A 24,288-nucleotide genomic window follows, 5' to 3' on the forward strand; every position below is an offset into this window, starting at 1 on the left:
GAACCTCGTGTACTTTAGGTGTTGCTGCAGATAATGCTAAATCAACATTAGTCTACCATGCTATTAGGCATTTACTGAGGCTGATTTTGTAATGAATAATATAGGTGGATGGTGTTTGCATTAGAGTCAAATAGGGAATTTTTTTGAATACATAGGGGCAGTATTTAGGTCATTACCCCGCCACTCTAATGGGTCCAATCACTCACTTTGGTGAGTAACCGAATTTTAGTTTACTGACTAACTTGTTGTACATAATGCCAAGCCTAATTCGCTTGGCGTTTTTTAGTTTACAAAATATTTATTTATCACTCGTGAATATGTCGTAATTAATTTGAAATAAAACTATGATAAATGCCTACATTATTTTTATTGAGGTTACTGTGCTACTGAGTCGGTTATATGGATTTATGCCTGGTTTAGAGACTTTTTCTCGTTACGAGCGAAGCTGGCTTAAAGATGATGTTCGCGCAGGCTTATCTGTTGCCGCCGTCGCTTTGCCCGTGGCAATTGCATATGCGCAGTTGACGGGCGTCAATGCTGCGGTAGGTTTGTATTCATGTGTGTTACCTATGCTAATTTATGCCTTATTTGGCACATCAAGACAACTTATCGTTGGGCCTGACGCCGCAACATGTGCGGTTATTGCTGCTGTTGTCACACCTCTTGCGGCTGGGGATAGTCTTAAGCATTGGCAATTAGTCATGACCATGACCGTGATGACGGGGTTTTGGTGCTTGATTGCGAGTCGGTTTAAATTAGGTGTGCTAGCGGACTTTTTGTCAAAACCGATATTAATGGGGTTACTAAACGGTGTCGCGATTACCATTATTGTTGGGCAATTTTCAAAAATATTCGGCTTTACCTTTGATGAAAAATACTTACTTGAGCGTTTAGGCGGTGCGCCGAGTTATTTATCACAAACTCATGTTCCGACGTTATTGATGGCCATTCTCACTGTGATAGTTTATTTTTTGATGAAACGCTTAAAACCAACATGGCCAGCATCAATGTTTGCTATTGCTGTGAGCGGTGGATTGGTGTGGCTTTTTCATTTAACCGATTATGATGTTGCGGTGATTGGTAGCGTGGCTGGAGGCTTGCCATCATTTCAAGCTCCAGTATTTAATCTCGGTATTGTGCGTGAGTTAGTTATGCCGGCACTCAATTTAGCTATGGTCAGTTTTGTGAGTATGATGCTGACAGCCCGCAGTTTTGCGGCCAAAAACGGTTACGACATTGATGCTGACAAAGAGTTTAAAGCACTAGGGTTAGCCAATCTTGCTTCCGCTTTATCGCAAGGATTTGCCGTGAGTGGTGCAGATTCCCGCACCGCAGTAAACGATGCCAATGGCGGTAAAACCCAATTAGTGTCCGTGATTGCCGCAGTATTGATTGCCATTGTTGCAGTGTTTTTAACGGCGCCATTAGAATTTATTCCCAGCGCAGCATTGGGGGTGGTGTTAGTGATTGCGTCAGTACACCTCATTGATCTAAACGCTATTTGGGGTTTACGTTTACGCGATCGCCAAGCATTTTATTTAGCCTTAACGACTTTCCTTGCGGTACTTTTTATTGGGGTTATCCCTGGGATTACTCTGGCGGTTTTATTAGGCTTGTTTCAGTTCCTTCGCACGGTAATGCGGCCTACAGACCAAGTGCTTGGACTTGATTCTAAAGGCATTATCCGTAGCCTAGACAGCAGTGATAAAGCGGCTCCCATCCCCGGGATATTTATTTATCGATTTAATTCTCCACTAACCTATTTTAATGCTACTTATTTTAAGCGTCGCTTATTGGAGCGTTTTGCACGACAAAATCAGCTTGAAACGGTCGATTGCGTGATTATCGATGCTGTACCTTGCTTTACACATTTAGATTTGAGTGTGATGGCAATGTTATCCGATATTGACGTGTTGCTCAAAAAGCGCGGGGTTAGTTTAGTGTTGGCTGGGCGTAAAAGGCAATTATTGAGTTGGTTTGAACAAACAGAGATGGTGTCAGGGGATGAGGGGATCACTATTCGGTCTGATTTATATCTTGCATTGAAGATGCATCAAAGCCATATTGCGGCTAATGAAGCACAAAAGCTCGATAGTGGTCATACTGATGAATCAACGGAGATCGTATTGACTCACAATTAAATTTATCCTTTTGGGTTAAATACTCTTGTGGTTTTTTGTTTAATTTTTTACAAATTATTTATGTTTACAAATAGTGTCGACGACGATGTTGTTCTATAACATCGCCAAAATAACTAGGGTATGGTAATCATACTTTGTAATGACGCCCCCTCGAAAATAATGGCCTTAATTTTATTTATGGGCCCTTGAGTAAAGTAAAAAGCGTAGTCTTTCTATTGGATGTGGCATGTATGGTTTCGCAAATAAGTGAAGCAATGCTGGATGTGATCGCCGATGCGTTAGTCGATAAAGGGTATATCCTTTTATCAGATATCATTCCTGATTATGTAAGTTTAGCCTTGCTTGAAAAAATGCAAGCTGAGCAAAATATTGAATTTAAAAAAGCGGCTATCGGTCGAGGTATAGAACAGCAAATCAATACTGAAGTTCGTTGCGATAAAATTAGCTGGCTGGACAATCAAGATCATATTGACCGAGAATATATATTGGTTATGAACCAATTGAAAGATGGCCTAAATCGACGTTTGTTTATGGGACTATTTGATTTTGAAAGTCACTATGCCGTGTATGAGCCGGGTGCGTTTTATAAAAAACACCTTGATTCACTTCATGGCAGCCAAAATCGTATTTTATCGACAGTATTTTTCTTAAACCCTGATTGGCAAGAAAACGACGGCGGTGAATTGATTCTTTATGATGAGTCTGATTTACCACTAGAAGTCGTTAATCCGAATATTGGTACCTTGGTACTGTTTTTAAGTGAACGCTTCCCCCATGAAGTCAGGCCAACAATGAAAACCCGTAATAGTATTGCCGGATGGTTTAGGGTGAGTAACGCCAATCACGGTTTTTAATCACTCTATTGTGATGAACGCCGCATTTAGCAAGCGCTTTTAGCTCGCATTTTAGCAACAAACCCAAAACAATGTTTTTTGGGGATGGATATAAACATTGTTGGTACTGACTGTAAATCTATATGCAGTTAAGGTAATGTAACCTTTTAACGAAAGGAGCGTTAATTTGAGCTGGATTAATAGGCAAGATTGCTTGATGGGTGAACATGTCATCTTAGAGCCATTATCTTTAGAGCATGTTCCAGGCTTAATTCTGGCGGCTAACGATGGTGAGTTGTGGAAATTATGGTATACACAAATCCCCAATTTCGAGGGTATGAAAGCGTATGTCGAGTATGCTCTAGCCTGTGAAAAAAGAGGTGAAGCGGTCGCGTTTGCGGTGCGTGATAAAATATCAGGCAATATCATTGGTAGTACTCGTATTTGTCATTGGGAACAACCCCATCGTAGGCTTGAAATTGGCTACACTTGGTACGCTAAATCCTATCAACGAAGTGCTATTAATACAGAATCCAAGTTATTGTTACTGCGTTATGCATTTAATACCTTAGATGCCATTGCGGTTGAATTTAGGACTCACTGGCATAATCATGCCTCTCGAAATGCTATTTCGCGGATGGGCGCCAAGCAAGATGGCATATTACGAAATCATAAAATTCAAGCAGATGGTACCATTCGCGACACGGTCGTGTTTTCGATTATTGAAACGGAATGGCCTCAAGTTGAACAGTTTTTAAGCTCTCGTTTAGCGCATTATCAATCGTTAACATTATCTACAAATTTCTAAAAATGAAGGGAAACAACCATGAACAAATCTGCTATGTGGATTTTTACTGCTTCGGCTATGTGTGTGAGTATGTCTGCATATGCAGAAGATGCTGCAGAAAAAGCATTTACTGATGAGTTAATAGAATGTGCTGCTTATTATCAAATAAGTTCAGAAGCGATTGGTGCGATGAACGCTCCACAAATGAAAGCGGTGGGAGATCGTTTAAAAATATCTGCAATTGATGCTGTCGCTATAGCGGGCAAGTATCGTGCACCCGCAAAAGTTGAAACAGATGTTAGCGAAGCTAAACAACAGCAAATTGATAAATTAGCTGGGTCGAATAATTTAGGCGCATTGATGTCAAAATACAAAGATAGCTGTAAATCGATTGTAACCAACCCACAAAAACGCTTAGATTATTGGACCATGGCGACCATGTAATCCGCTTATTTTTTGTAAAAAGACATAACCACGTTGAGGTAACTCGCGTGGTTATTTTTTTAGCCACAGCCCTTGTGGTGTTTGGATCATATGCCCAGGTTCGGCTGCTTCAATGGCTTTTTGTGCCGCGAGTGTCGCGACTTTATCAAGGCTAATATTATGGCGATTAGCGATGATTTGATAATAGTGTTTGCGTTTGGCATTAATGGTGAGTACTAGCTGTTGCGTTTCGGGTGATTCAATGACAACGCCTAAATAACCATTGGGTTGCTCACCCACTATTCTGGCCGTTTTGGCCTCTTGCAATGTCATTGCCCACGCGGTGGCACACCATAATAGACTGGTTAAGCATATTGCAGTTGCTAGAGTGAATGTCGATTTCATGTTGATCACCTCAGCTTAAAATAACTCATCATTTTCAAGTAGATTATTAAGCTCTTTTTCCACTTTAATGTTAATTTCATGCTCAATTTTAACATTTAAATTAATTACAATAGGCTTATCGGGTGGTTCTATCTTTACCGTGGGCGTACAGGCTGAGAGCCATAACGATGCCATTATGGTGCTAAGACTAACTAAATATATCGATGAATATTTCACGTGGACTATCCTTTTTATGCTGCTATTGGACTTTTGTTTCAATTTTGTTTTGGAGTTGATTGCTGATCTGGGTACTTTTGTATAATTGAATTAAGTTTTCTTGGTGAGTGTAATTGAGATGAACAGGGCGCTCAATTCCACGGCTATTACCTTTTACACCAATATTTATTACCGCTTCTCCGCTTGGCGTCATATCAAATGTACTCGCCAATTCACTGTAGTTAAGATGCTCAAGTGCGGTAAAGACTAATCCAAGATAAGGTTGAGATAATTCTAGCTGATCCATTGCAGGATTTCCGGCAACTTCAATTAATCCGCCAGGTGCTCGTGCGGCGAGTTTCCCGCCTTCGATAGTCACTTTACCGTCAACGAGCTCAGCAGGTAATACGCCATCAAATAAGCCATTGGCTTTAACACCCACTTGCGGTTGCTCTTGTAAAAACGTCTCTAAACTGAGCCCTTGTAATAACAAGTATCCATAAGATTTATCATGTAGTTTTAGCACAAACTCAGGTAATAAAAAGCGTCCATCAAGCATGTCACCGCTGGCGGTAAGATTGATGTTGGTTTCGCTTAACCCTGTGACTTGCTGTAACCAGTTGGTCGGCGTTTTGTTGCCATCTTTATTGAGTTCGATATCGGCATTTAGATTCAAGTTTGTTAGCGATAACCCAAGCTTAGCTTGCTGTAAACTGATTGCGGTTTGTGGGCAGACTAATTGACTGTGGGCAAAGTGTTTTTCAGCAGCAGGAGTATTAGGACCATCGTGAGTTTGTTGCCAGTTATATTGGCATTGGGCAAACACGTCTCCACCGGTAAATGATTTATCTTGCCATTGACCTGACAAGGATGATAACTGCTGTTGAATTTTCATTTCAAACTGACTGGTGTTGTCTATTTCACTTAATGCAAAGCCTGCTACAAGTTTACTGTGGCCTTGAATAGACAAATCACTGGGTAACGGTTGGACTTTTTGTAATGTCTTCATTGCTGCTTCAATGTCGGTATCAAACGTCCATTGACCCGCTAATGATAATGGACTTTTTTTATCGGCAAATTTGAGTAAGTGATAACTGCTTAAGTTAAGTGTATCGAGTTGCCATTGCTCACTACCCACCAGTAATCCTTTGGACAAGGTAAGCTGCTGAGTGACGTTAAGCTTATCCAGCGCAAGCAGAGGTTGGCGGCGATTTTTGCCCAGTTGTTTTGTTATGTCGAGCTTATTGATGCGCCAGCTTATGTCATTAGTCGCCGGGATTTGTAGCCAATGTGCTAGCGACTTTTCGATGGCATCATGTTGATTTAACGCTAGGGATAAACCTTGGTTGATACTAATATCGGCTTTACTCACCGAGGCCTGTGTGGTCGATAGTTTACTTTTGTCCGAATGGATTGCTTGTTGGGCGATAAGTTGGCTAATTTGCACGGTAAACGGTGATAGGTTGATTTGAGTATTAGGTTGTTTGAATGTCATGGTCGAAGTGTCGTTGAGAGTAAACCCGAATGAACCCAATTGTGTCGAGGTGTTTTTGGTCTGTTTGGTGTGTTGTTCATTATCACTGGATATGCTTCGCGAGAAGCTTGTGTGGTTGACGGCTAGGCTGGAGCTCGGGTGTAATGACAGTGTTAATTGATGTTGTTGCTGTGATATTTGACCGACTAAATGCACTTTTGCATCTGACAACGAAAGCTGATCTAAGGGGAGCTCAGGGAATAAGGCTTTAATATCTATAGCACTTGGCGCAGGCGTGGCAACTAGTATGGATGCATTTTTATTTACGCTGGCGGTTACTGGTTTTATGACCGTAGCCTTGTCGGTGGTAGATTTTTGTACTAGTTGTTGTTCGCTCTTGTTGTTGGCCGTTTTACTCGTCGCTAAGGTTAGATCCCAGTCGACATCACTGCGAAATTGTTGATGGCTGTTGAATATAGTATGTGCCAGTTTCAGCTTGCTTTGTAGCAATAACCCTTCAATGCTGACCGCCAGATCAGGGATTGACATCTGCAGCGGTAACACATCATTTTGCAGAGGAAGAACAACTTCAATAGGATAGGCCATCTGCACATTAATGTGGGCTGGCTGGGAAGCCGATTTAGGGGTTAATTGTTCAATGATGTGAACTATTTGACTAGCATGATCATCGGCTAATAATGCAATTAACTGGTTTCTGTCGTGCTCAGAGGGTGACAGTTGATAGTTTATTGGGGCAATGTCGATTTTTATCGCGAATGTGTCAGTGGTTTTGTTGTCGTCTAATGATGCCGTTATTGGGTAGTTACCCACATTAAGCACGACGTTAACCGGTTGCTGCGGCGCAAAATAGACACTGGGCCACAGTGGAGAGTGCAGGGAGAACTCGTCTATCGATTGTTGACTGCTCATCTCGCCGCTGATTAAATCTATTTTACTCTTGGCAGTCCACAGGCCGTCAATGGTCACTTGCTGCTGACGAATGGGTTGCAGTATTTGTGACAACTGTTTGTGTAAACCATGAAGCATATTATTGGTTTGCGCTTGTTGTGAGTGCGCTTTGCTGGTTAATAAGCTTAAATATTGCTCTAACGACTCAAGCCCCTGATAGCTTAAGCCTAAATCAACCAGGGTGGTAAATTGCCATACACGTTTGTCTAAGGTGGCATTGAGACTAAATAGCGGGAAGTCATTAAAACGCCACAAAGTATTTAGCTGACCTTTTTGGGTCAATGTGAGCTGGTCCATTTTTAAAGTGTGTTGCTGTGGGGTATTTTTATCCAGCACAGGAAGCTTAATGTTAATTTCACCTAACTCAATCATCGGCAATTTAGCCAGGTTGAGTTGCATTGCAGCCGGTGATTCTTCAGTTTGTTGTGATTGACGAATGAAAAAACTGTCACCCAAATCAACATAAACACTTTGTGTTTTGATACTTACAATATCGTCAGCGCTGATTTGTTGGTTTTTAAGGATTTGCAGGCTGTCTCGCAGTTCAAGGTTAAACTCTTGAATCGCGATATGACTGTCTTCAATTTTCAATACCAGTCTAGGAATATAAAGATGATTGAATGAGACATATTCCGCATCAAAGTTAAGGACTTCGATATGGTTATCAGCCAATAAGTTATTCAGTATTTTGACCGCAAGAGGCTTGGCATTTTCGATGATGGCCCACACTAAAGCGACTGTGCAAAACAGGATAAAGAGTAAGATCTTGTTAAGGCTAGATATGCGCAATAGTAACTCGCTTTACGTTTGCTTGTTCAATGGTAACAAGGTGCTCGTTATAATAATTTGGTTGTATGAGGTTCATAACATCACTCATTACAACAATGCTATTCATTATCTTAGCTTCTGACAAACACTTTGTAAGTGGTATTAAACATTGTTTATCAAGTGCAACTTAAGATGAAAACATATGGGGGGTAAACAATTCAATTCATCAGTAAGTGACTAATAATTAGTGACTAACAAAGAGTGACTTATTAAATGTTATACCCACAAATTGATTAGCTTAGCATGGTATTAACATCAATTTGTTAAAATCTATTACATTATTAATCTAGGTGTAATCTAGTGTTAATCCTAATAAAAAAGGCGCTGATTAGCGCCTTTTTTTGTCAAAACATCGTCATTACCGTTTTAAGATAACCAATATGATGTTATTTATTTCAGCAAAGGTTCTACAACCATGTGTTGAAGTTCAATTGGGGCAATGGCATGCAGGGCATCCATTGCGGCACCGACTAAGGTAATCTTTCCTACAGATGATTCCACTAATACTGCCCGCTTTATTTCACTGTATTGACGATTGTTGCGAATTAGATTGGATAAAGCCATTTGCATCGGTTGCATTGATGGATTAAATGCCGCACTTTCAGCATAGCGGCCGCAGAAAGTGGCGCCATCGTTGGTTTCTAACACAACAGCTGCATTGCTATTGGTGTATGGCGCATAACTTAGCCCCATTTGGTCAATGGCTTCGATGATCATTGGGTCATCTGAATCACAATTAAATTCTAGCTCACGTTTACTTAATAGTGGCATGGTGACATCTAAGTCTGCCGGTCCAAAAGCATAGGGTAAATAATGGGCTAACGTTTGGGTTTCTTGCTCTGGTAGGTGAATGTTAATCTTACTGCCATTGACCAGTTCGTTCATAAATTGACGGCAATGGCCACAGGGGCTGAAATTAACAATAATATCAACAACTTCTGTTTCACCACTTAACCACGCATGACTGATGGCACTTTGTTCTGCATGTACACTGTGGAATAACGCTTCACCGGGTAATTCTAAATTGGCGCCCATGTACAAGTCACCACTGGCTCCTTTTGCAATGGCGCCGACGTAAAACTCGCTTATTGGTGGGTTTGCAAGTGCTGCTGCAATGGGCAATAAGTCCATGAGCACTTGCTGTTCTGGTTTACCGCTTGCCTTGACAAGGCCTGCAAATTGGCTGGCATCAATATGACCACAAAATTGGTCATGTAATAATGGCACAAGTGCTGTAGCCAAAGGCTTGTCTAGTTGAGTAATGCTGTTTAAAAAACGATTTTGCATTCCCTTAATCCTTAAATGAAATAAATTGAGCAAAGTGAAAATTCACTATAATGATTGTAAATATTGATATAGGGCTTTTAATAGCTTTTGTTTGTGTTCATTCTCGCTGGTTTCTTCGACCAGGTTCTCGAGTTTAATCACATAATCGGCATCAGATAAGCGTTGTTGACAGAAATCTCGCCATTTACGAGCTTCACTGTCTGTTAATGTTCCTGGGTAGTTACGGGCCCGGAAACGAAACAACATTTCATCGATACGAGGATCATCAAACTGCAATGCCAACGCCGCTAGGTTACGAGGTTCGGTATGACAAATAATGTCAATTTTAGATTTATCTGCATGGCTAAAAAATCCACCGCTATAAAGCATTAAATCAGGATCGGTAATCGGTTTGCGATTTGATTCAAGTTCAAATACTTGGTTAAGCTTTTCACGTAATTCGGGATGGTTTTTTAAGCGTTTATATTGCTCACGTGCAAATGCTTTATCAAACTGTAATTTCTCCGCGACCTCGTCATCCAGTAATTTTGGCGAATCAACAAAAGGGCATTTGTTAAGCTGAATTTGCTTGAGCGGTATTGGCAGCTCATTTTCTGATAATTCTTGACGAGGAGTGTACATACGATGGTTAATTTCTTGCGCGGACAACTCTATCAAAGGTGAGATGTCCATGGCCAAATTAATGCAGATCACTGAATTTTTATTGGTTGGATGATACGCCACGGGTGCAATCAACGTAGTACAGCCTTGAAGCGCACTAATTTTCGAGCTGACATGAACCAAAGGTTGCATTTTTAATACATCAACGTGGTCAGCAACCGCTTGTTTACGTCTTAAATTAAAATAATACTGGTACAGTTTAGGTTGTTTCTGCTTTATCAGTTTCGCCATTGCAATGGTGGCGTAAACATCAGACATGGCATCATGGGCTTTTTCATGACTTAAGCCATTCGCTTGGGTGAGTAACTCCAGTTTAAAACTGGGTGAGCCATCTTCTTTCTTTGGCCAATTAATACCGTCAGGGCGAAATGCATAGCAAGCTCTAACTAAATCAATAATATCCCAACGCGAATTACCGTTTTGCCATTCTCGAGCGTAGGGATCGATAAAGTTACGATAGAAACCATGACGACTGACCTCATCATCAAAACGTAATGAATTATAGCCCACGACACAGGTGTTAGGCTGGCTAAATAACGTATTGATACGTTTCATAAACTCAGCTTCAGGTTCGCCTTTAAGATTAGCCAGCTGCGGAGTGATACCGGTAATTAATATGGCTTCGGGAGACGGTAAGTAGTCAGGCGCGAGTTTGCAATAAAAGGTTTCAGGTTCACCAATAATGTTCAACTCTAGATCGGTTCGAATACCCGCAAATTGTGATGGGCGATCTTTGCTTGGATTTGCCCCAAAAGTTTCATAATCGTGCCAGTATAAAGTGGGTTGAATTGCGTTAGCCATAGTAAATATAAGATCCTTTTCGCGATTAAATCCATGTTAACATTTATCAGCATAAAAAAATGATAATGAGATAAAGTTCAATACAAATTTTATAATATAGCCTTGTTTACTGGTGACTAATGGGGATTTGCTGGTTACAATTTAACGAAGTAATTAAGGAATATTCTATGGATCACCATCTCTTTACTCAACCTAGTGTTTGCGAAATTAATCAACCTACTGCGTTGACACTGCGCTTATCTGAAAGTGTGAGTGATTTATTAGTGTTATCAACGATGAGTAATCCTTTGGTTGAGTTTGTGGTGAGCCAAGTTAATCATACCCAAGCGACACTAATTATACGTATCCAACCGTTTTTGACTTTTGCTTTTGAGCATACGCAGCCATTAATCCAAACGCCAGCTCAACGACGATCCGTGGGGCAGGGGATTAAATTATATCCTTCAATGGGAGTGGCTCCTCGCGTGTGTATCGAGCAACTTAGAAGAGGGGTGAGGATTAATATTAACGTTGATGAGGATATGTATTTTAGGTTATCAGCCGAAGCTCGTTTTGAACTGGTGACTTTAGAAAATGACTTACGGATTTTGAGTGAACCTCAAGTACTCGTTATGGCTAAAGCGATATTAGGGCGTAAGTTTGATTATGATGAGCCCTCTAACATGCTGGCTGTTCATATTAGTGAATTAGAGCAAGTCCGGCGAGAGTTACGTGATTACCTCCGTGGTGAGTCGGGCAAAATTCACCCTGGTGTCTCAACTGAACTATTAAAACTTGATCATTTATTGCAAAATAAGCACCAATGGTTGTTGCGAACCTATCATCAGTCATTAGAGCGTCCTAATTTTGGGCGTTCATCCAATGAACAAATTTATAATAATGAGCAATTACAACGTAAATTAGATTGTTTTGAACTATTAGCCCCTAAAGATGTGTCGGAAATGGTCACTAAACTGTGTGATGACGATCTTTAATTTTTAAGTAACTCTAGAGTCCACCCATGTCTTATATTTGCCCTATTTGCAGCGCCCCGTTAGTGAAACAACAAAACGCTTGGCAATGTGAACAACGTCATCAATTTGATTGTGCCAAAGAAGGTTACGTTAATTTACTGCCTGTACAAAAAAAGAAAACCAAAGACCCTGGTGATAACAAAGAAATGATGTTCGCTAGAAGAGAGTTTCTTAATCAAGGCTTTTATCAGCCCTTAAGCGACAAGGTTAACCAGTTGGCGTTTGAATATGCTCCAGATGCCAATAAGATACTCGATATAGGCTGTGGTGAAGGATATTACAGTCATCGATTGTTTGAAGCGCTGCAATCTGTCACTCAATCCCATTGTGAGCTTTTCGGGGTAGATATTTCTAAATCTGCGATTCGTTATGCAGCCAAACGCTATTCGGATCTGCATTTTTGTGTGGCGAGTGCGTTTGAAATGCCTTTGGCAGATAACAGTTTTGATTTAGCGATCCGTATTTATGCGCCCTCTAAGATTGAAGAGTTACAGCGAGTGATAAAACCGGGTGGAATATTAATTACGGTTTCACCTGGTCCTACACATCATTATGCTTTAAAGCAGAAAATTTATAGTGAGCCCAAGCTGCACCCACAAGGACCCTTGGTATTGGATGGTTTTACATACTTAGCTCACGAAGCGTTGAGCTATTCACTATCGCTAACCCATGCAGACGATATTGATCATTTTCTTAATATGACACCTTACGCCTGGAAGTTGAGTGATTCACAGAAGTCTCAAATAATAGAGCAAGGGCTTGAGTGTGAGATAGACTTTAAAATCGAAATTCATCAACGCGAACAAGAAACAATCAGATCATTGATATAAATAACTATCTGATGCTCAAAGATAAACCATTTTGTCATGTCACCAATTAAATACTATCTTTTGATTGATGTTTGTTGACTTATCTCGAGAATGGTTTATAGTCTACTCAGCTTGAAGGTTGGGCTTATATTTATCAATACGACCAGTTTCGTCCTGTAAACATAAGTAATACCGGCATTTTCCAGCTTTACTGCCGTTAAGGCTTTAACTATTTTTTTCTACAGGATTTATATATTATGTCTCAAGTTACTGGTGTTGTTAAGTGGTTTAACTCTGATAAAGGTTTCGGATTTATTGAGCAAGAGTCTGGTCCAGACGTTTTTGTTCACTTCCGTGCTATCAATTCAGACGGTTTCAAAACTCTTGACGAAGGTCAGAAAGTTTCTTTCACTGTGACTCAAGGTCAGAAAGGTCCTCAAGCTGAGAACGTTTCAGTAGTTGGTTAATATTTAGCTTTAGCTAAATGTTAGGACTTTAAAACTGTAACAATTTATTGTTGCAGTTTTTTTTTGCATTTTTTATGTGTGTTGCCATCATCTAAATCATCTAAATCATCTAAATCATCTAAATCATCTAAATCATCTAAATCATCTAAATCATCTAAATCATATAATCATATAATCATCAGTTTCACCTCATTGTCTAAGTTATTAATCTCATTTATATCCTTATGAATAGTGTAGCAATTACATTAAATATTACGTCGCTTACGCTTGTTAGTTCAAGGTAGCCAAAATAACTATTCCATAAATAACCATGCCATAAAATAACTATGCCCTATATGGACCCTAAGCTTTTATAACACTTTTGATTAATCGGTTCACTAGCATATATTTAGCGTCTAAAGAGGTTTTTTTGCCAGCGCCATGATGTAAATCTGAAACCTATTACCTTCTCTCTACATTGGCATTTAAGCCTTATCCTTCGTTGTAGCGCTTTGAACTCCCGCAGAACAACAAGATTACTGAACACAATTGCTCCCTCCACTTAGCACCGACTCAATAACTTGACTGGTTATTTGATTGCCCTAGGGAGTGTCGGCGATATAAACATAACTACCCAAGGGAATTGGCGATTGTTCGTGCGCCATGACGGCAAGGGGCCGTTAGCTAGTTAACCTTAGCGTGGGATATTTCAACGGTGGTCAAAAGCTTGTCCTGCTAACGGCTTTGGCGGCTGTAGTAATTGGCTTGTAATGGATAGGCTATTGAGGGGGTGGCAATGCTCTGCTCGAAAAAAAATGGGCAAGTTTGAGATCAAATCGTTGAAACTATTTTGACTTATATCGAGCAGTGTTACTTCTTGCTCACGTTGAGGTTATTTGCATTAATGATATTCAAAGGGGTGCGAGTGAAGAGGCTTTTCAGTTTAATGCACTTGTTGTTAGAGTACCGATTGTTTTAGAACACTTGCCGTGAGGGGGGTAGCTGTTCAGATTATTTGTTTGAAAACTTTTGTCGTTTTAGAGTAAATACAGTTCTGGGGATTTAACGGTGACAGAACTTGCTGTGCAGTGGCTTAGCGGTAATATTATTAATGAATTTACTGTGTTCAGTGATGGGAGTGTAAATCGTTTTGCATTATGCTGACCAGATGTATTACTGATGTGCGCAAGGATACCATCGCTTATTAATTAGGTGAGTCATCACAGATTAATAAGCAATGGCATTGACTAGGGCCATCAGGTTATTCAGTCTCTTTTTGGTAACGCTAATCCATTTCTCGTCAGTATTAAAGTGTTGTTTTACCCATGACGATGGCTTAAGAAAATAAGGTTTCCTCTAAGGTTCTGCCTTTAAGCAATGCCTTATATTGCCACTGATGGGTGGTAAATAGCTCAAATAACTGCATTTCAAGGGTAAAGCTTGATTGTTTTTGATACTCGATTACATACTGCTCATCACTAATTCGTCTTACTTCAATAATGTCGTTAAGGCCTAATAACTGCTGATGTAGACTGTCCATGTCGCACTGTTTCATGGTAAGTGTGAGGAAGTCTGTGGCTTGACTGGCGTTTATAGAGACGGATTGTTGCAGTTTTCCATGTTCAAGATAGACAACTTGGTCGCATAGTTTTTCAAGCTCATCAAGATTATGTGAACTGATCACAAAAGTCGTCTTACCGGATAAGTCTTTAACAATCTGCCGAATTTTTTTCGCATTGGCAGGATCAAGTCCGGCTGTCGGCTCATCGAGTAATACAATTTTGGGTGAACCCATCAGTGCTTGAGCAATTGATACCCGTTTACCCATGCCGTGGCTTAAGCTTTTAGGTTTGGCATCAGCGGAATCGGTTAAATCCACAAGAGTAAGCACTCTTAACGCTTCTTGCTTGGCAGCCGCGACTGTCATGCCTTGCAATTGAGCGAAAAACTGCAGTTGCGACACAATCGTAAAATTAGGGTCTAATGCGGCATCTTGTGGTAATGCCGATAACAGCCCCTGTAGCGCTTTGCTACCAGGCTTATGACCTAAAATCCTAATACTACCTGTGGTGGGTTGAATATAACCGCACAATAAACTGAATAGGGTGGTTTTACCGGCACCATTGGGACCCACTAATGCGATAGGAGCACCTTCAGTCAAGGTTAACGATACGTTATCGAGTGCAAGTTTATTGGCATATTGTTTAGAAAGGTTGTCACATTGAATAATACTCATAGTGCGCTCCGACTCATCAAGACTTTACCGACAAATAAAATAACTGCAGTTTGCAGTAAAGGAATGGGAGCAAGTGCCAATGAACTTAATCCTTGGGTGTTGATCAAACTCGCAATTTGCGAGCCAGGAAGACACCAATTTAACCAGCTGAGTTGTGGAAAATTCATATTCACTATGGCGATAACAATCGATACAACAGCCCATAAGATGATCGCAAAAATACTTGCTTGCCTGGCTGAGTTTGCTTGTAATGATAGCACCGCCATGGCAGCAGTATAAGGCAGTAATATAATCACTAGGTTAACCATCACTAAAAGACTGGTTGTTATTGATGGCAATAATAATGATATATCACGAGATGATGCCAGTGCTATGGTCGCTAATAGCGTTAAGATGATCAACATAAACTGAATAAGCATTTGACCTAAGAAACGACCAAAAAACAAACTAGTACGACTGACTCTTAATGTTAGAAATCGCAAGCTACCACGTTGTTTATCTGAACTAAATTGATCAGCTGCTATAAAAATACTAAACATTGGAAACAGATAGAGTGCCGCCAACCAGAACACGGCAAATTCTGCCACAGGCCATTCGAAGAGATGACGTAAACTCCCAGGCCCAAACAGTGCTTCGGTAACGTTTTTAAAGCTGGGCAGCATGATAAATTCAGACGCACTCTTAATAGGATAAAGCAATAAAATGGCCCAAATTAACATAAAGGCAATTAATGAAATCATGCCGCTTTTATTACTAAAACGTTTGGTGAGTTCATATTTGGCTAATAACCCAATATGAGTAAGTGTCGACGGAGAGGTGGTACGGTCCATATCTATTCCCTTGCTTAACCCGTTAATGGAAAGCATAAATTAGTTTAATAGCGTCTCTAATTGCGCGATTTTTTGCTCGAGTAAATCAACTCTTTGCTCAAGCTCTGTGACCCGATCGTTTGGTTGTAAAGAGTGCTGAGTGTGAGTAGAAACCTCAATGGCGTGACTACTATTCACTTGATAGTCGTCGACGTTGCCACTAAAGCACTCAAGGAAGCGGCAATCACGTTTATTAGCTTCTCGAGCGAGTTGCACTACTGACGGTTTTTCCCGTTGGCTTAACGCCAGCAATGCGGTCTCAACTTGCGACATATCAGTAAATTCGTGGAGTCGGTTGGTACGGGTTTTTAGTTCCCCTGGTGTTTGTGGGCCACGAAGTAATAACACACAGATTAATGCGACTTCAGCACTGGTTAACTGTAATTCACTGAATTCGGTATTACAAAAGCGATGCTTATATTTTACGACTCGGCTGCCAAAACCCGATTGCTCGCTGATTAAGCGTTTTTGGGTAAGTTCATCTATTATCGTTTGTACTTGAGATTCGCTCAGTGACATAACCGGTTCGCGACTGCTTTTTTGATTACATGCTAAGGCGAGTGAATTTAATGACAGAGGATATTGATCAGGAGTCGTGAGTTCTTTTTCGAGCAAGCATCCGATAACTCTAGCTTCTAGTTGGGTTAATTCCATACACAGTATCCTTTTAATGAAAAGCATGATTCTATTACTTTTATAACAGAGGCATGCTTTTTCTCAAAGGATTGGACTAGTTTACTCAAGTTAATCGAATATTGTTCACACAGTTAACCGAATACCGTCAGTTTCGATGGTGATCTCACCGGCTTTAAATAAGCCGCCAATGGATTTTTTAAAGGCTTTTTTACTCATGCCGAGTTTGTCATAAATGACATCAGCATCCGTTTTGTCATGTAAGGGTAAAAAACCGTTCGCGCTGCGCAGTTTATTGATGATCAAACGGGCATTTTTATCCAGCTCGTCTTTATCACCTTTTTGCAGTACAAGATCAATTTTGCCATCACTGCGGATGGTTTTAATAAAACCAGTGACCTTTTGTCCAAAGCGAAGTTTTTGAAACACTTCATTTTGGTAAATAACGCCCCAATGCAGGTGATTGATAATGGCTTTATAACCTAAATCTGTCGTGCCGCCGATGATCAAGTTAACTTGTTCGCCTTGGGTGTAGTGTGCTTCAGTTTTGTCGACAAACTTATCCAGTTTAGAGGATGCCATAATGCGTTCATCGGCATGGTTGGCATGGACATAGACTAAGTATGAGTGGCCTTCTTCTGCCGGTTTGTGTTGCTCACCAAAGGGTAATAATAAATCTTTGTCTAAACCCCAATCTAAAAATGCACCGAAAGGCCCAGTGGCAATCACTTTTAAATAAGCATATTCACCTACTTGGGCCAGAGATTTTTGGGTGGTGGCAATCACAATGTCTTCAGAATCTAGGTAAAGAAACACATCGACCATATCCCCGACATTACAACCGGTAGGGACAAATTTATTAGGAAGCAAGACTTGTCCAAGCTCTTGAGCATTTAGATAAACCCCAAAATTAACTTGTTTAACGACTTCTAATGAATAACGTTTACCGATCTGTATCATGAATGACTCTACTTTAATAAAAATGAAAAGATGATCTTAATAAAAACACTTAATTATACACGTAAAATTCGCTCACGTTGTGTGAATTAATCGCTATCTAAAATCATTTGCTGTTATCACTGTCTTTGTCGATGTTTACCATGGGAATTGTTGGCAAATTATTATCAAAATTAATCGGTAATTAACTTGCATTACACATGATTGCAGGTTTTAATTGCGCCGTTTTTAAAAAGGTCGAAAATGTGTTAAGTATGAGCTGAAAAGTGAACTAATGAACCCCTTAATGAGTAAAATACTTGTTACAGTCTTCAGCCCATGCTCAGCAACCAATATTTGCATGCTTTGCAAATATCTGCGTAAGATGTTCGACAGTAAAAGGTGCTAAAGACGATAACAATACGGCGCAGTCTAAAACTCGTTAGCTGTGTGCTTATTTCGTCTGTCACAGGTTATACAGCCATGATGAAAGTGCTGGTAAACCTGTTAATTTCTGAGTTAACGTTACGGCGTTATCTGGATTATTTAACAAGCAGTGGCTACCGATGGGGGCGCTGCTAACGTTGATACAAATACGGAAAATAATTATGTCTGATTGGTCTATCGAAGATGCTCGCTCTGGTTATAACGTGATTCACTGGAGCCAAGGTTTTTATGGTATTAGTGAAGATGGTGAAGTGACAGTGTCACCTAACCCACAAAATCCGGATCATAAAGTTGGCTTAAATGAATTAGCCAATAGTATGGTTGAAGCAGGCGTTTCGTTACCGGTACTAGTCCGTTTCCCGCAGATTTTACACCATAGAGTGGAAAGTCTATGCGAAGCATTTAATGATGCAATTAAGAAATACGATTATCAAAATGATTATTTGTTAGTTTATCCGATTAAAGTAAACCAACAAAAAACGGTGGTTGAAGAAATTCTAGCCAGCCAAAAATCGAAAGAAGTTCCACAGTTGGGACTTGAAGCCGGCAGTAAGCCAGAGTTAATGGCAGTTCTTGCGATGGCGCAAAAAGCCAGTTCAGTTATTGTATGTAACGGTTACAAAGATAAAGAATATATTCGCTTAGCATTAATCGGCGAAAAGCTAGGCCATAAAGTCTATATCGTGCTTGAAAAAATGTCGGAACTTAAAATGGTATTGGCTGAAGCTGAAAAGCTAGGGATCACTCCACGTTTAGGTTTACGTGTGCGTTTGGCTTTTCAAGGTAAAGGCAAATGGCAAGCCAGCGGTGGCGAAAAGTCCAAATTTGGTTTGTCTGCAGCACAAGTGTTGAAAGTTATTGCTGAATTAAAAAGTGCTAATATGCTGGATTCTCTCCAGTTATTACACTTCCATTTAGGTTCGCAAATTGCCAATATTCGTGACATTCGCCAAGGTGTAAGCGAAGCAGGCCGTTTTTACTGTGAATTGCGCCAACTCGGTGCCAGCATTGATTGTTTCGATGTGGGCGGCGGGTTAGCGGTTGACTACGATGGTACACGAAGCCAAAGCAATAACTCAATGAACTATGGTTTAAATGAGTATGCTAACAATATCGTCAACGTATTAACCGATTTATGTAATGAGTACGAGCAACCAATGCCGCGTATTATTTCTGAATCTGGTCGCCATTTAACGGCGCATCATGCGGTGTTAATTACTGATGTGATTGGTACTGAAGCGTATCAACCAGAAAATATTCAAGAACCAAGTGAAGAGGCGCCGCAATTATTGCACAACATGTGGCAATCTTGGTTAGAAATCAGCGGTCGATATGATCAGCGTGCGATTATTGAAATTTATCATGATAGCCAAAGTGATATTGCTGAAGCACACTCATTGTTTGCTGTGGGTCAATTAAGTTTGGCTGACCGAGCTTGGGCAGAACAAGCCAATTTACGTGTTTGCCATGAAGTGAAGGGATTATTAAGTAACAATAATCGTTATCACCGTCCCGTGATTGACGAATTGAATGAAAAATTAGCAGACAAGTTTTTCGTTAACTTCTCATTATTCCAGTCATTACCTGATGCATGGGGTATTGATCAAGTGTTCCCTGTGTTGCCTTTATCGGGTTTAGATAAAGCACCAGAGCGCCGTGCGGTAATGTTAGATATTACCTGTGACTCTGATGGTATTGTTGATCAATACGTTGACGGTCAGGGAATTGAAACAACTTTACCCGTCCCAGCGTGGAGCGCAGACAGCCCATACCTGATTGGTTTTTTCATGGTGGGGGCATACCAAGAAATCTTGGGTGATATGCATAACTTGTTCGGTGATACCAACTCAGCTGTTGTGCGTATCGATGAGCGTGGATCAAGCCAGATTGAGTCTGTTTTACAAGGCGACACGGTAGCTGATGTGCTACGTTATGTGAATTTAGATGCGGTAGACTTTATGCGCACCTATGAAGAGCTTGTGAATCAACATATTGTTGAAGAAGAGCGCGCCAGTATCCTAGAAGAGTTACAGTTAGGGCTTAAAGGCTACACTTACCTAGAAGATTTTTAATCTTATTTACTACATTAACTTGTTATTCAAAAAGCCTAGTTACCGCAGGTCGCTAGGCTTTTAAGTTGCTAAGATGTTTTTTGAAGGTTCAGAGAAAAAGTTAGAGATTATCGTTAATGCATCAGCCCCTAAATTACGGTCATTAGATCGAACATTTTGGGTGGGGCTTGTTGCTGCCTCAAATGCAGATATTTTATCTAGCATAAGTAATGAATATTGCGATGCTTATTTACTGAGTGAATCGAGTTTATTTGTTTGGGATGATCGACTCGTTATGCTCACTTGCGGCACTAGCTCGCTAGTAGAATCAGCATGCTACTGCATTGAACGTTTAGGTGAACAAGCTATTGCATATGTTTGTTATCAGCGCAAAAACGAATACTATGCCCATTTACAAGCAAGTTCTTTTGGCGACGATGTGCTTAGGTTAAGGCATTTTATTGCGGGGCAGGCCCACCGAATGGGTCATTTAGATAGCCATCATCACTATACTTTTACTACCGATAAAGAGTATCAAGCCAGTCGGTTTGATACCACCAATGAACTGCTGATGTATCATATTTCGGGTCCGATAGCGGATTATTTACGGGGTGATCAGCAATCAATGGTTCAAATTGGGCTGATGCTGCAACTGGAACAATTATTTAATGGTTTTAGTATTGATCAGTATTTATTCAGCCCGCTAGGCTATTCAATCAACGGTATTCGGGGTTGTGAATATTTTACAATACACATTACACCACAAGAAAATAGTTCTTATGTGAGTGTTGAAACCAACATTGATCTCACCACAACTCAGGTTGATATCTTTGCTGAGCTAGTAAGATTATTGCAGCCAAACAGCTGCGACATTATTGGTTTTAATAGTAATATTGCCAATAAGCAGTTTTTAAAGTACTTGTGTTTAAGCCAGTGCGCAATGACAATCGAACAAGGTTTTAACATACACTTCAGCCACTATCAGCAAGATTGCTTAGAAGTACTGAACCCTACATTATTGTAATTATCGGCATTTGCCATCTTTTTGATAGTCTATGACTACTTTTGCAGAAAAACCTGATTATTTGCTTTCTTCAAACGCATTCGGGTATTTACGCCAGCCACTGAATGTTAAACCAACGGAGTCTGATGCCGACGTGGTAGTGATTGGTTTACCTTTTTATATGGCAACAACAGGTCGTTCAGGTGGTCGTATGGGGCCTAATGCCATTCGCCAAGCATCGGTAAATTTAGTGTGCACCGCGTGAAGGATTGATTGATGTTGAGCATTCAATACAAAGTGGTATTCGTACCGAATACCACAAAGAAGGCCACGGCTTTGAGGTGGTTGATGCCGCAACGGCGCAACACATTGTTGAACAAGTGCGTGCTCGCGTCGTTGATATGCCGTTATACATCACGTTCGACATTGATTGTGTAGACCCGGCTAATGCTCCGGGCAATGGCACGCCTGTTTGTGGCGGATAAACCAGTGATAAAGCAATGAAAATTATTCGTGGATTACGTGGTATGAAGGTTGTTGGTATGGTTGTTGAAGTGGCGCCATCATACGATTCGGCTGAAATTCTGCGCTTGCAGGAGCGACTCTGGGCCTTGAAATGCTGCATGTCTGGGCAGAAGGTAAGGGCTTAATTAAAAAGTAATTTCAACTTTATCATTAAGCACATTCGCCAACGTGCTGACGTTGGCTTTTTTGTGCCTGCTCAGCGTAGAATAGATCTCGCAAGGTTAATGAGGAGCCAATATGAGTGATTTAAGTGATATTCGCCGTGAATACACCCAAGGTGGATTAAGACGGGCCAATTTGCCTACTAACCCGATGGATCTGTTTGAACAATGGATGCAACAGGCCACAGAGGCACAACTTACCGATCCGACAGCCATGTCTATCGCAACGGTTGATGAGGATGGTCAGCCATTTCAACGTATTGTGTTGCTGAAGAAATTTGACGATAAAGGGTTTGTGTTTTTTACCAATCTAGAAAGTCGCAAAGCAAAACAATTAGCCGTTAACAGTAAAATCAGTGTACTGTTTCCTTGGCATGCTCTTGATCGCCAAGTGGCAGTATTAGGGCAAGCGGAACCATTATCTATATTGGATGTGGCTAAATACTTCATGTCCAGACCCAAAGACAGTCAAATTGCCGCATGGGTATCCAAACAATCGAGCAAGATTTCTGCGCGGCAAGCACTGGAAGGGAAATTTGCCGAAATGAAGGCCAAATATGCTCAGGGTGAAGTGCCATTACCTAAGTTTTGGGGCGGATATTTAGTCCGTCCAAGCAGTATCGAGTTCTGGCAAGGAGGTGAGCATCGTTTACATGACAGATTTATTTATACCAAAACCGATGCTGATTGGAATATTGATCGGTTGGCACCTTAATGAATGTTAATGAAGTGGAGCCTTTAGCGGTGATAACCAATAAAATCTGGGTTGATGCTGATGCTTGTCCCAATCCAGTGAAAGAGATGTTGTTTCGGGCATCTGAGCGTAAGTCGATTCAATTGGTGTTAGTGGCTAATCAAATGATTAACGTGCCAAGATCACCGTTAATTAGCATGATCCGAGTGAGTTCCGGTTTTGATGAAGCAGACAACTACATTGTTGAACAAGTTGTCAAAGGGGATTTAGTGGTCACCGCTGATATTCCTCTCGCGTCAGATGCGGTTGATAAAGGTGCACTAGTATTGAACCCTCGTGGTACCGTGTATACCGCTGAGAATATCAAACAGATACTGACTATGCGTGATTTTATGGAAGAAATGCGTAGCAGTGGCATACATACTGGCGGCCCGAATAGTTTTTCGCAAACGGATAAGCATGCGTTTGCACAAGCGTTAGATAAATGGTTGGCTAAATTGATCCCCAGCAAGATATAACGAAATATTACTCTATACTTAATCTGACTTTCTATACAAAGGACTTTATGATGAAAAAATGGTTACCTTTTTTAGCCGCGAGCTTGCTGAGTACATCTGTGATGGCAGGCGATTGGCAAGTCAATCAAGATCATTCTCGGGTGAGCTTTATTTCGATTAAGAAAGCCGATATTGCCGAAGTACATCATTTTAAACAAGTTGCAGGTGAATTAACGGATGCGGGTGCATTTTCTTTATCGATTGATTTAACCAGTGTTGATACCGGAATAGAAATTCGTGATCAGCGAATGCAGACTGTGTTGTTTGAAGTTGCGCAGTTTCCAAAGTTAACCTTGGATGCGGTGGTTAATCCCAAATTGTTGGCAGGATTAAAAGTCGGTGACACGCTAACGACCCAAGTTGAAGCAACCATTTCACTACATGGTCAGAAACAACAAAAAAGTTTTGAAGTGTTAGTGGCTAAATTATCTGACAAGAAAATGGTGATTTCAAGTTTAGCGCCAGTGATTATTCAAGCAAATGAATTTGGCCTTGTGTCGGGTGTCGAAAAACTTAAAGAAATGGCGGGTTTGCCGAGTATCAGCTTGGCAGTGCCAGTGTCATTTGTGCTAACCTTAGCGCAATAGTTACCTGTGGTTGTTAATGACTTTCAATCATCAAGATTGAGAGCCATTTTCGGCTAAGTAGTGTTTAAGAAAGGTGGGGCACAATGGTTACCGACAAAGACGGCTACATGCATTTAATTCAGTATTTAACTGAACATTTAGGGCTGTTTGAGTCGTCTGAAAATACCGTAAATACAACGGAAACTGTTATGGAACTGTTTGAAGATCAGTTATCTGCTCAGATCATTATGGTATGTGGTCAAAACCCGCAATTATCATTTGCTCAGCGTAATATAGTGATCCGTGAAATTGATGCAATAGTATACGACTTAGAAGAGATTTTAGCCTCTGTTGCTAATCATCAAGCCACACCCGAACAAAGTATCTTTATTACTGAGTTTTCAGGTTTGATTAAAAATTTATTTGATCAAGAAGTTGCTCATCTGTTGCGATAAATCTACTTAACCTCATATATGGTCTCCTCCCGTATTGCAAGGTATAACTCATCGATAACAGGGACAGGATTGCTGTCATATATA

22 protein-coding genes and 1 pseudogene are annotated in these 24,288 nt (G+C 40.6%); 14 read left to right on the forward strand and 9 right to left on the reverse strand.

From position 1 onward, the window contains the following. Positions 1-344 precede the first annotated feature (344 nt). From AAEY93_RS08470 to AAEY93_RS08485, 4 genes are all read left to right on the forward strand, one after another. A complete protein-coding gene (locus AAEY93_RS08470; RefSeq protein ID WP_372491500.1) occupies positions 345-2,141 on the forward strand; it encodes a SulP family inorganic anion transporter in 1,797 nt (598 codons plus the stop codon). Positions 2,142-2,371: 230 nt separating this feature from the next. Then, a complete protein-coding gene (locus tag AAEY93_RS08475; protein ID WP_101031973.1) occupies positions 2,372-2,995 on the forward strand; it encodes a 2OG-Fe(II) oxygenase in 624 nt (207 codons plus the stop codon). A 196-nt stretch (positions 2,996-3,191) separates the two neighbouring features. Continuing rightward, on the forward strand, positions 3,192-3,782 hold the full coding sequence (locus AAEY93_RS08480; RefSeq protein ID WP_101034684.1) for a GNAT family N-acetyltransferase: 591 nt from the start codon (positions 3,192-3,194) through the stop codon (positions 3,780-3,782). Between the two features lie 33 nt (positions 3,783-3,815). Next, complete coding sequence (locus AAEY93_RS08485; protein ID WP_232772196.1) at positions 3,816-4,205, forward strand: hypothetical protein; 390 nt, start codon at positions 3,816-3,818, stop codon at positions 4,203-4,205. 51 nt (positions 4,206-4,256) lie between these two features. On the opposite strand, the gene AAEY93_RS08490 is transcribed toward AAEY93_RS08485, so the two are convergent. The 5 genes from AAEY93_RS08490 to sbcB all read right to left on the reverse strand — a co-directional run bounded on the left by AAEY93_RS08490 (position 4,257) and on the right by sbcB (position 10,803). Then, the gene (locus tag AAEY93_RS08490) at positions 4,257-4,589 is read right to left on the reverse strand and encodes a YdbL family probable chaperone protein (protein ID WP_101031971.1); all 333 of its coding nucleotides are present in this window, start codon (positions 4,587-4,589) and stop codon (positions 4,257-4,259) included. 15 nt (positions 4,590-4,604) lie between these two features. Further along, the gene (locus AAEY93_RS08495; protein WP_351076117.1) at positions 4,605-4,763 is read right to left on the reverse strand and encodes a YnbE family lipoprotein; all 159 of its coding nucleotides are present in this window, start codon (positions 4,761-4,763) and stop codon (positions 4,605-4,607) included. Positions 4,764-4,827: 64 nt separating this feature from the next. Further along, positions 4,828-8,016 carry an intermembrane phospholipid transport YdbH family protein gene (locus AAEY93_RS08500; protein WP_124011691.1) on the reverse strand — a complete coding sequence of 1,063 codons (3,189 nt, stop codon included), beginning with the start codon at positions 8,014-8,016 and terminating at the stop codon, positions 4,828-4,830. A 429-nt stretch (positions 8,017-8,445) separates the two neighbouring features. Then, a complete protein-coding gene (gene cdd / locus AAEY93_RS08505) occupies positions 8,446-9,342 on the reverse strand; it encodes a cytidine deaminase (RefSeq protein ID WP_124011690.1) in 897 nt (298 codons plus the stop codon). 45 nt (positions 9,343-9,387) lie between these two features. Beyond that, entirely contained in the window at positions 9,388-10,803 is a 1,416-nt protein-coding gene (sbcB, locus tag AAEY93_RS08510) for an exodeoxyribonuclease I (protein WP_351076122.1), read from the reverse strand. A gap of 167 nt (positions 10,804-10,970) precedes the next feature. Between sbcB and AAEY93_RS08515 the strand changes: the two genes are divergently transcribed. The 3 genes from AAEY93_RS08515 (at position 10,971) to AAEY93_RS08525 (ending at position 13,092) form a co-directional block, all read left to right on the forward strand. Beyond that, on the forward strand, positions 10,971-11,777 hold the full coding sequence (locus AAEY93_RS08515) for a hypothetical protein (protein ID WP_351076125.1): 807 nt from the start codon (positions 10,971-10,973) through the stop codon (positions 11,775-11,777). A gap of 26 nt (positions 11,778-11,803) precedes the next feature. After that, positions 11,804-12,646, forward strand: a complete 843-nt coding sequence (rlmA, locus tag AAEY93_RS08520) for a 23S rRNA (guanine(745)-N(1))-methyltransferase (protein ID WP_351076128.1) — start codon at positions 11,804-11,806, stop codon at positions 12,644-12,646. Positions 12,647-12,882: 236 nt separating this feature from the next. Then, complete coding sequence (locus AAEY93_RS08525) at positions 12,883-13,092, forward strand: cold-shock protein (RefSeq protein ID WP_011496716.1); 210 nt, start codon at positions 12,883-12,885, stop codon at positions 13,090-13,092. Between the two features lie 1,315 nt (positions 13,093-14,407). Here the strand turns inward: AAEY93_RS08525 and AAEY93_RS08530 are convergent. The 4 genes from AAEY93_RS08530 to AAEY93_RS08545 form a co-directional block, all read right to left on the reverse strand. Further along, complete coding sequence (locus tag AAEY93_RS08530; protein WP_351076132.1) at positions 14,408-15,307, reverse strand: ABC transporter ATP-binding protein; 900 nt, start codon at positions 15,305-15,307, stop codon at positions 14,408-14,410. Then, positions 15,304-16,137, reverse strand: coding sequence for an ABC transporter permease subunit (locus AAEY93_RS08535; RefSeq protein WP_124011686.1), 834 nt, complete (start codon positions 16,135-16,137; stop codon positions 15,304-15,306). The genes AAEY93_RS08530 and AAEY93_RS08535 overlap by 4 nt, the downstream gene beginning before the upstream one ends. A gap of 39 nt (positions 16,138-16,176) precedes the next feature. Further along, positions 16,177-16,830 (reverse strand): YceH family protein, encoded by a 654-nt coding sequence (locus tag AAEY93_RS08540; protein WP_124011685.1) that lies wholly within the window; start codon positions 16,828-16,830, stop codon positions 16,177-16,179. 105 nt (positions 16,831-16,935) lie between these two features. After that, the gene (locus AAEY93_RS08545) at positions 16,936-17,769 is read right to left on the reverse strand and encodes a CvfB family protein (RefSeq protein ID WP_101031962.1); all 834 of its coding nucleotides are present in this window, start codon (positions 17,767-17,769) and stop codon (positions 16,936-16,938) included. Between the two features lie 584 nt (positions 17,770-18,353). Between AAEY93_RS08545 and speA the strand changes: the two genes are divergently transcribed. From speA to AAEY93_RS08580, 7 genes and pseudogenes are all read left to right on the forward strand, one after another. After that, a complete protein-coding gene (gene speA, locus AAEY93_RS08550) occupies positions 18,354-20,264 on the forward strand; it encodes a biosynthetic arginine decarboxylase (protein ID WP_101031961.1) in 1,911 nt (636 codons plus the stop codon). 73 nt (positions 20,265-20,337) lie between these two features. Next, on the forward strand, positions 20,338-21,267 hold the full coding sequence (locus AAEY93_RS08555; RefSeq protein WP_124011684.1) for an adenosylmethionine decarboxylase: 930 nt from the start codon (positions 20,338-20,340) through the stop codon (positions 21,265-21,267). Positions 21,268-21,298: 31 nt separating this feature from the next. Beyond that, a pseudogene (locus AAEY93_RS08560) lies at positions 21,299-21,907 on the forward strand (arginase family protein). Positions 21,908-22,008: 101 nt separating this feature from the next. Then, complete coding sequence (pdxH, locus tag AAEY93_RS08565; RefSeq protein WP_124011683.1) at positions 22,009-22,647, forward strand: pyridoxamine 5'-phosphate oxidase; 639 nt, start codon at positions 22,009-22,011, stop codon at positions 22,645-22,647. Then, positions 22,647-23,144 (forward strand): YaiI/YqxD family protein, encoded by a 498-nt coding sequence (locus AAEY93_RS08570; RefSeq protein WP_101031958.1) that lies wholly within the window; start codon positions 22,647-22,649, stop codon positions 23,142-23,144. Before pdxH ends, AAEY93_RS08570 begins: the two co-directional genes overlap by 1 nt. A gap of 50 nt (positions 23,145-23,194) precedes the next feature. Next, complete coding sequence (locus AAEY93_RS08575; protein WP_101031957.1) at positions 23,195-23,770, forward strand: YceI family protein; 576 nt, start codon at positions 23,195-23,197, stop codon at positions 23,768-23,770. An 83-nt stretch (positions 23,771-23,853) separates the two neighbouring features. Continuing rightward, entirely contained in the window at positions 23,854-24,204 is a 351-nt protein-coding gene (locus AAEY93_RS08580) for a DUF3802 family protein (RefSeq protein WP_101031956.1), read from the forward strand. Positions 24,205-24,288: the final 84 nt, after the last annotated feature.

Origin of the sequence: Shewanella sp. CAL98-MNA-CIBAN-0140 (genome assembly GCF_040309905.1) — a bacterium.
Lineage (GTDB): Bacteria > Pseudomonadota > Gammaproteobacteria > Enterobacterales > Shewanellaceae > Shewanella > Shewanella psychromarinicola.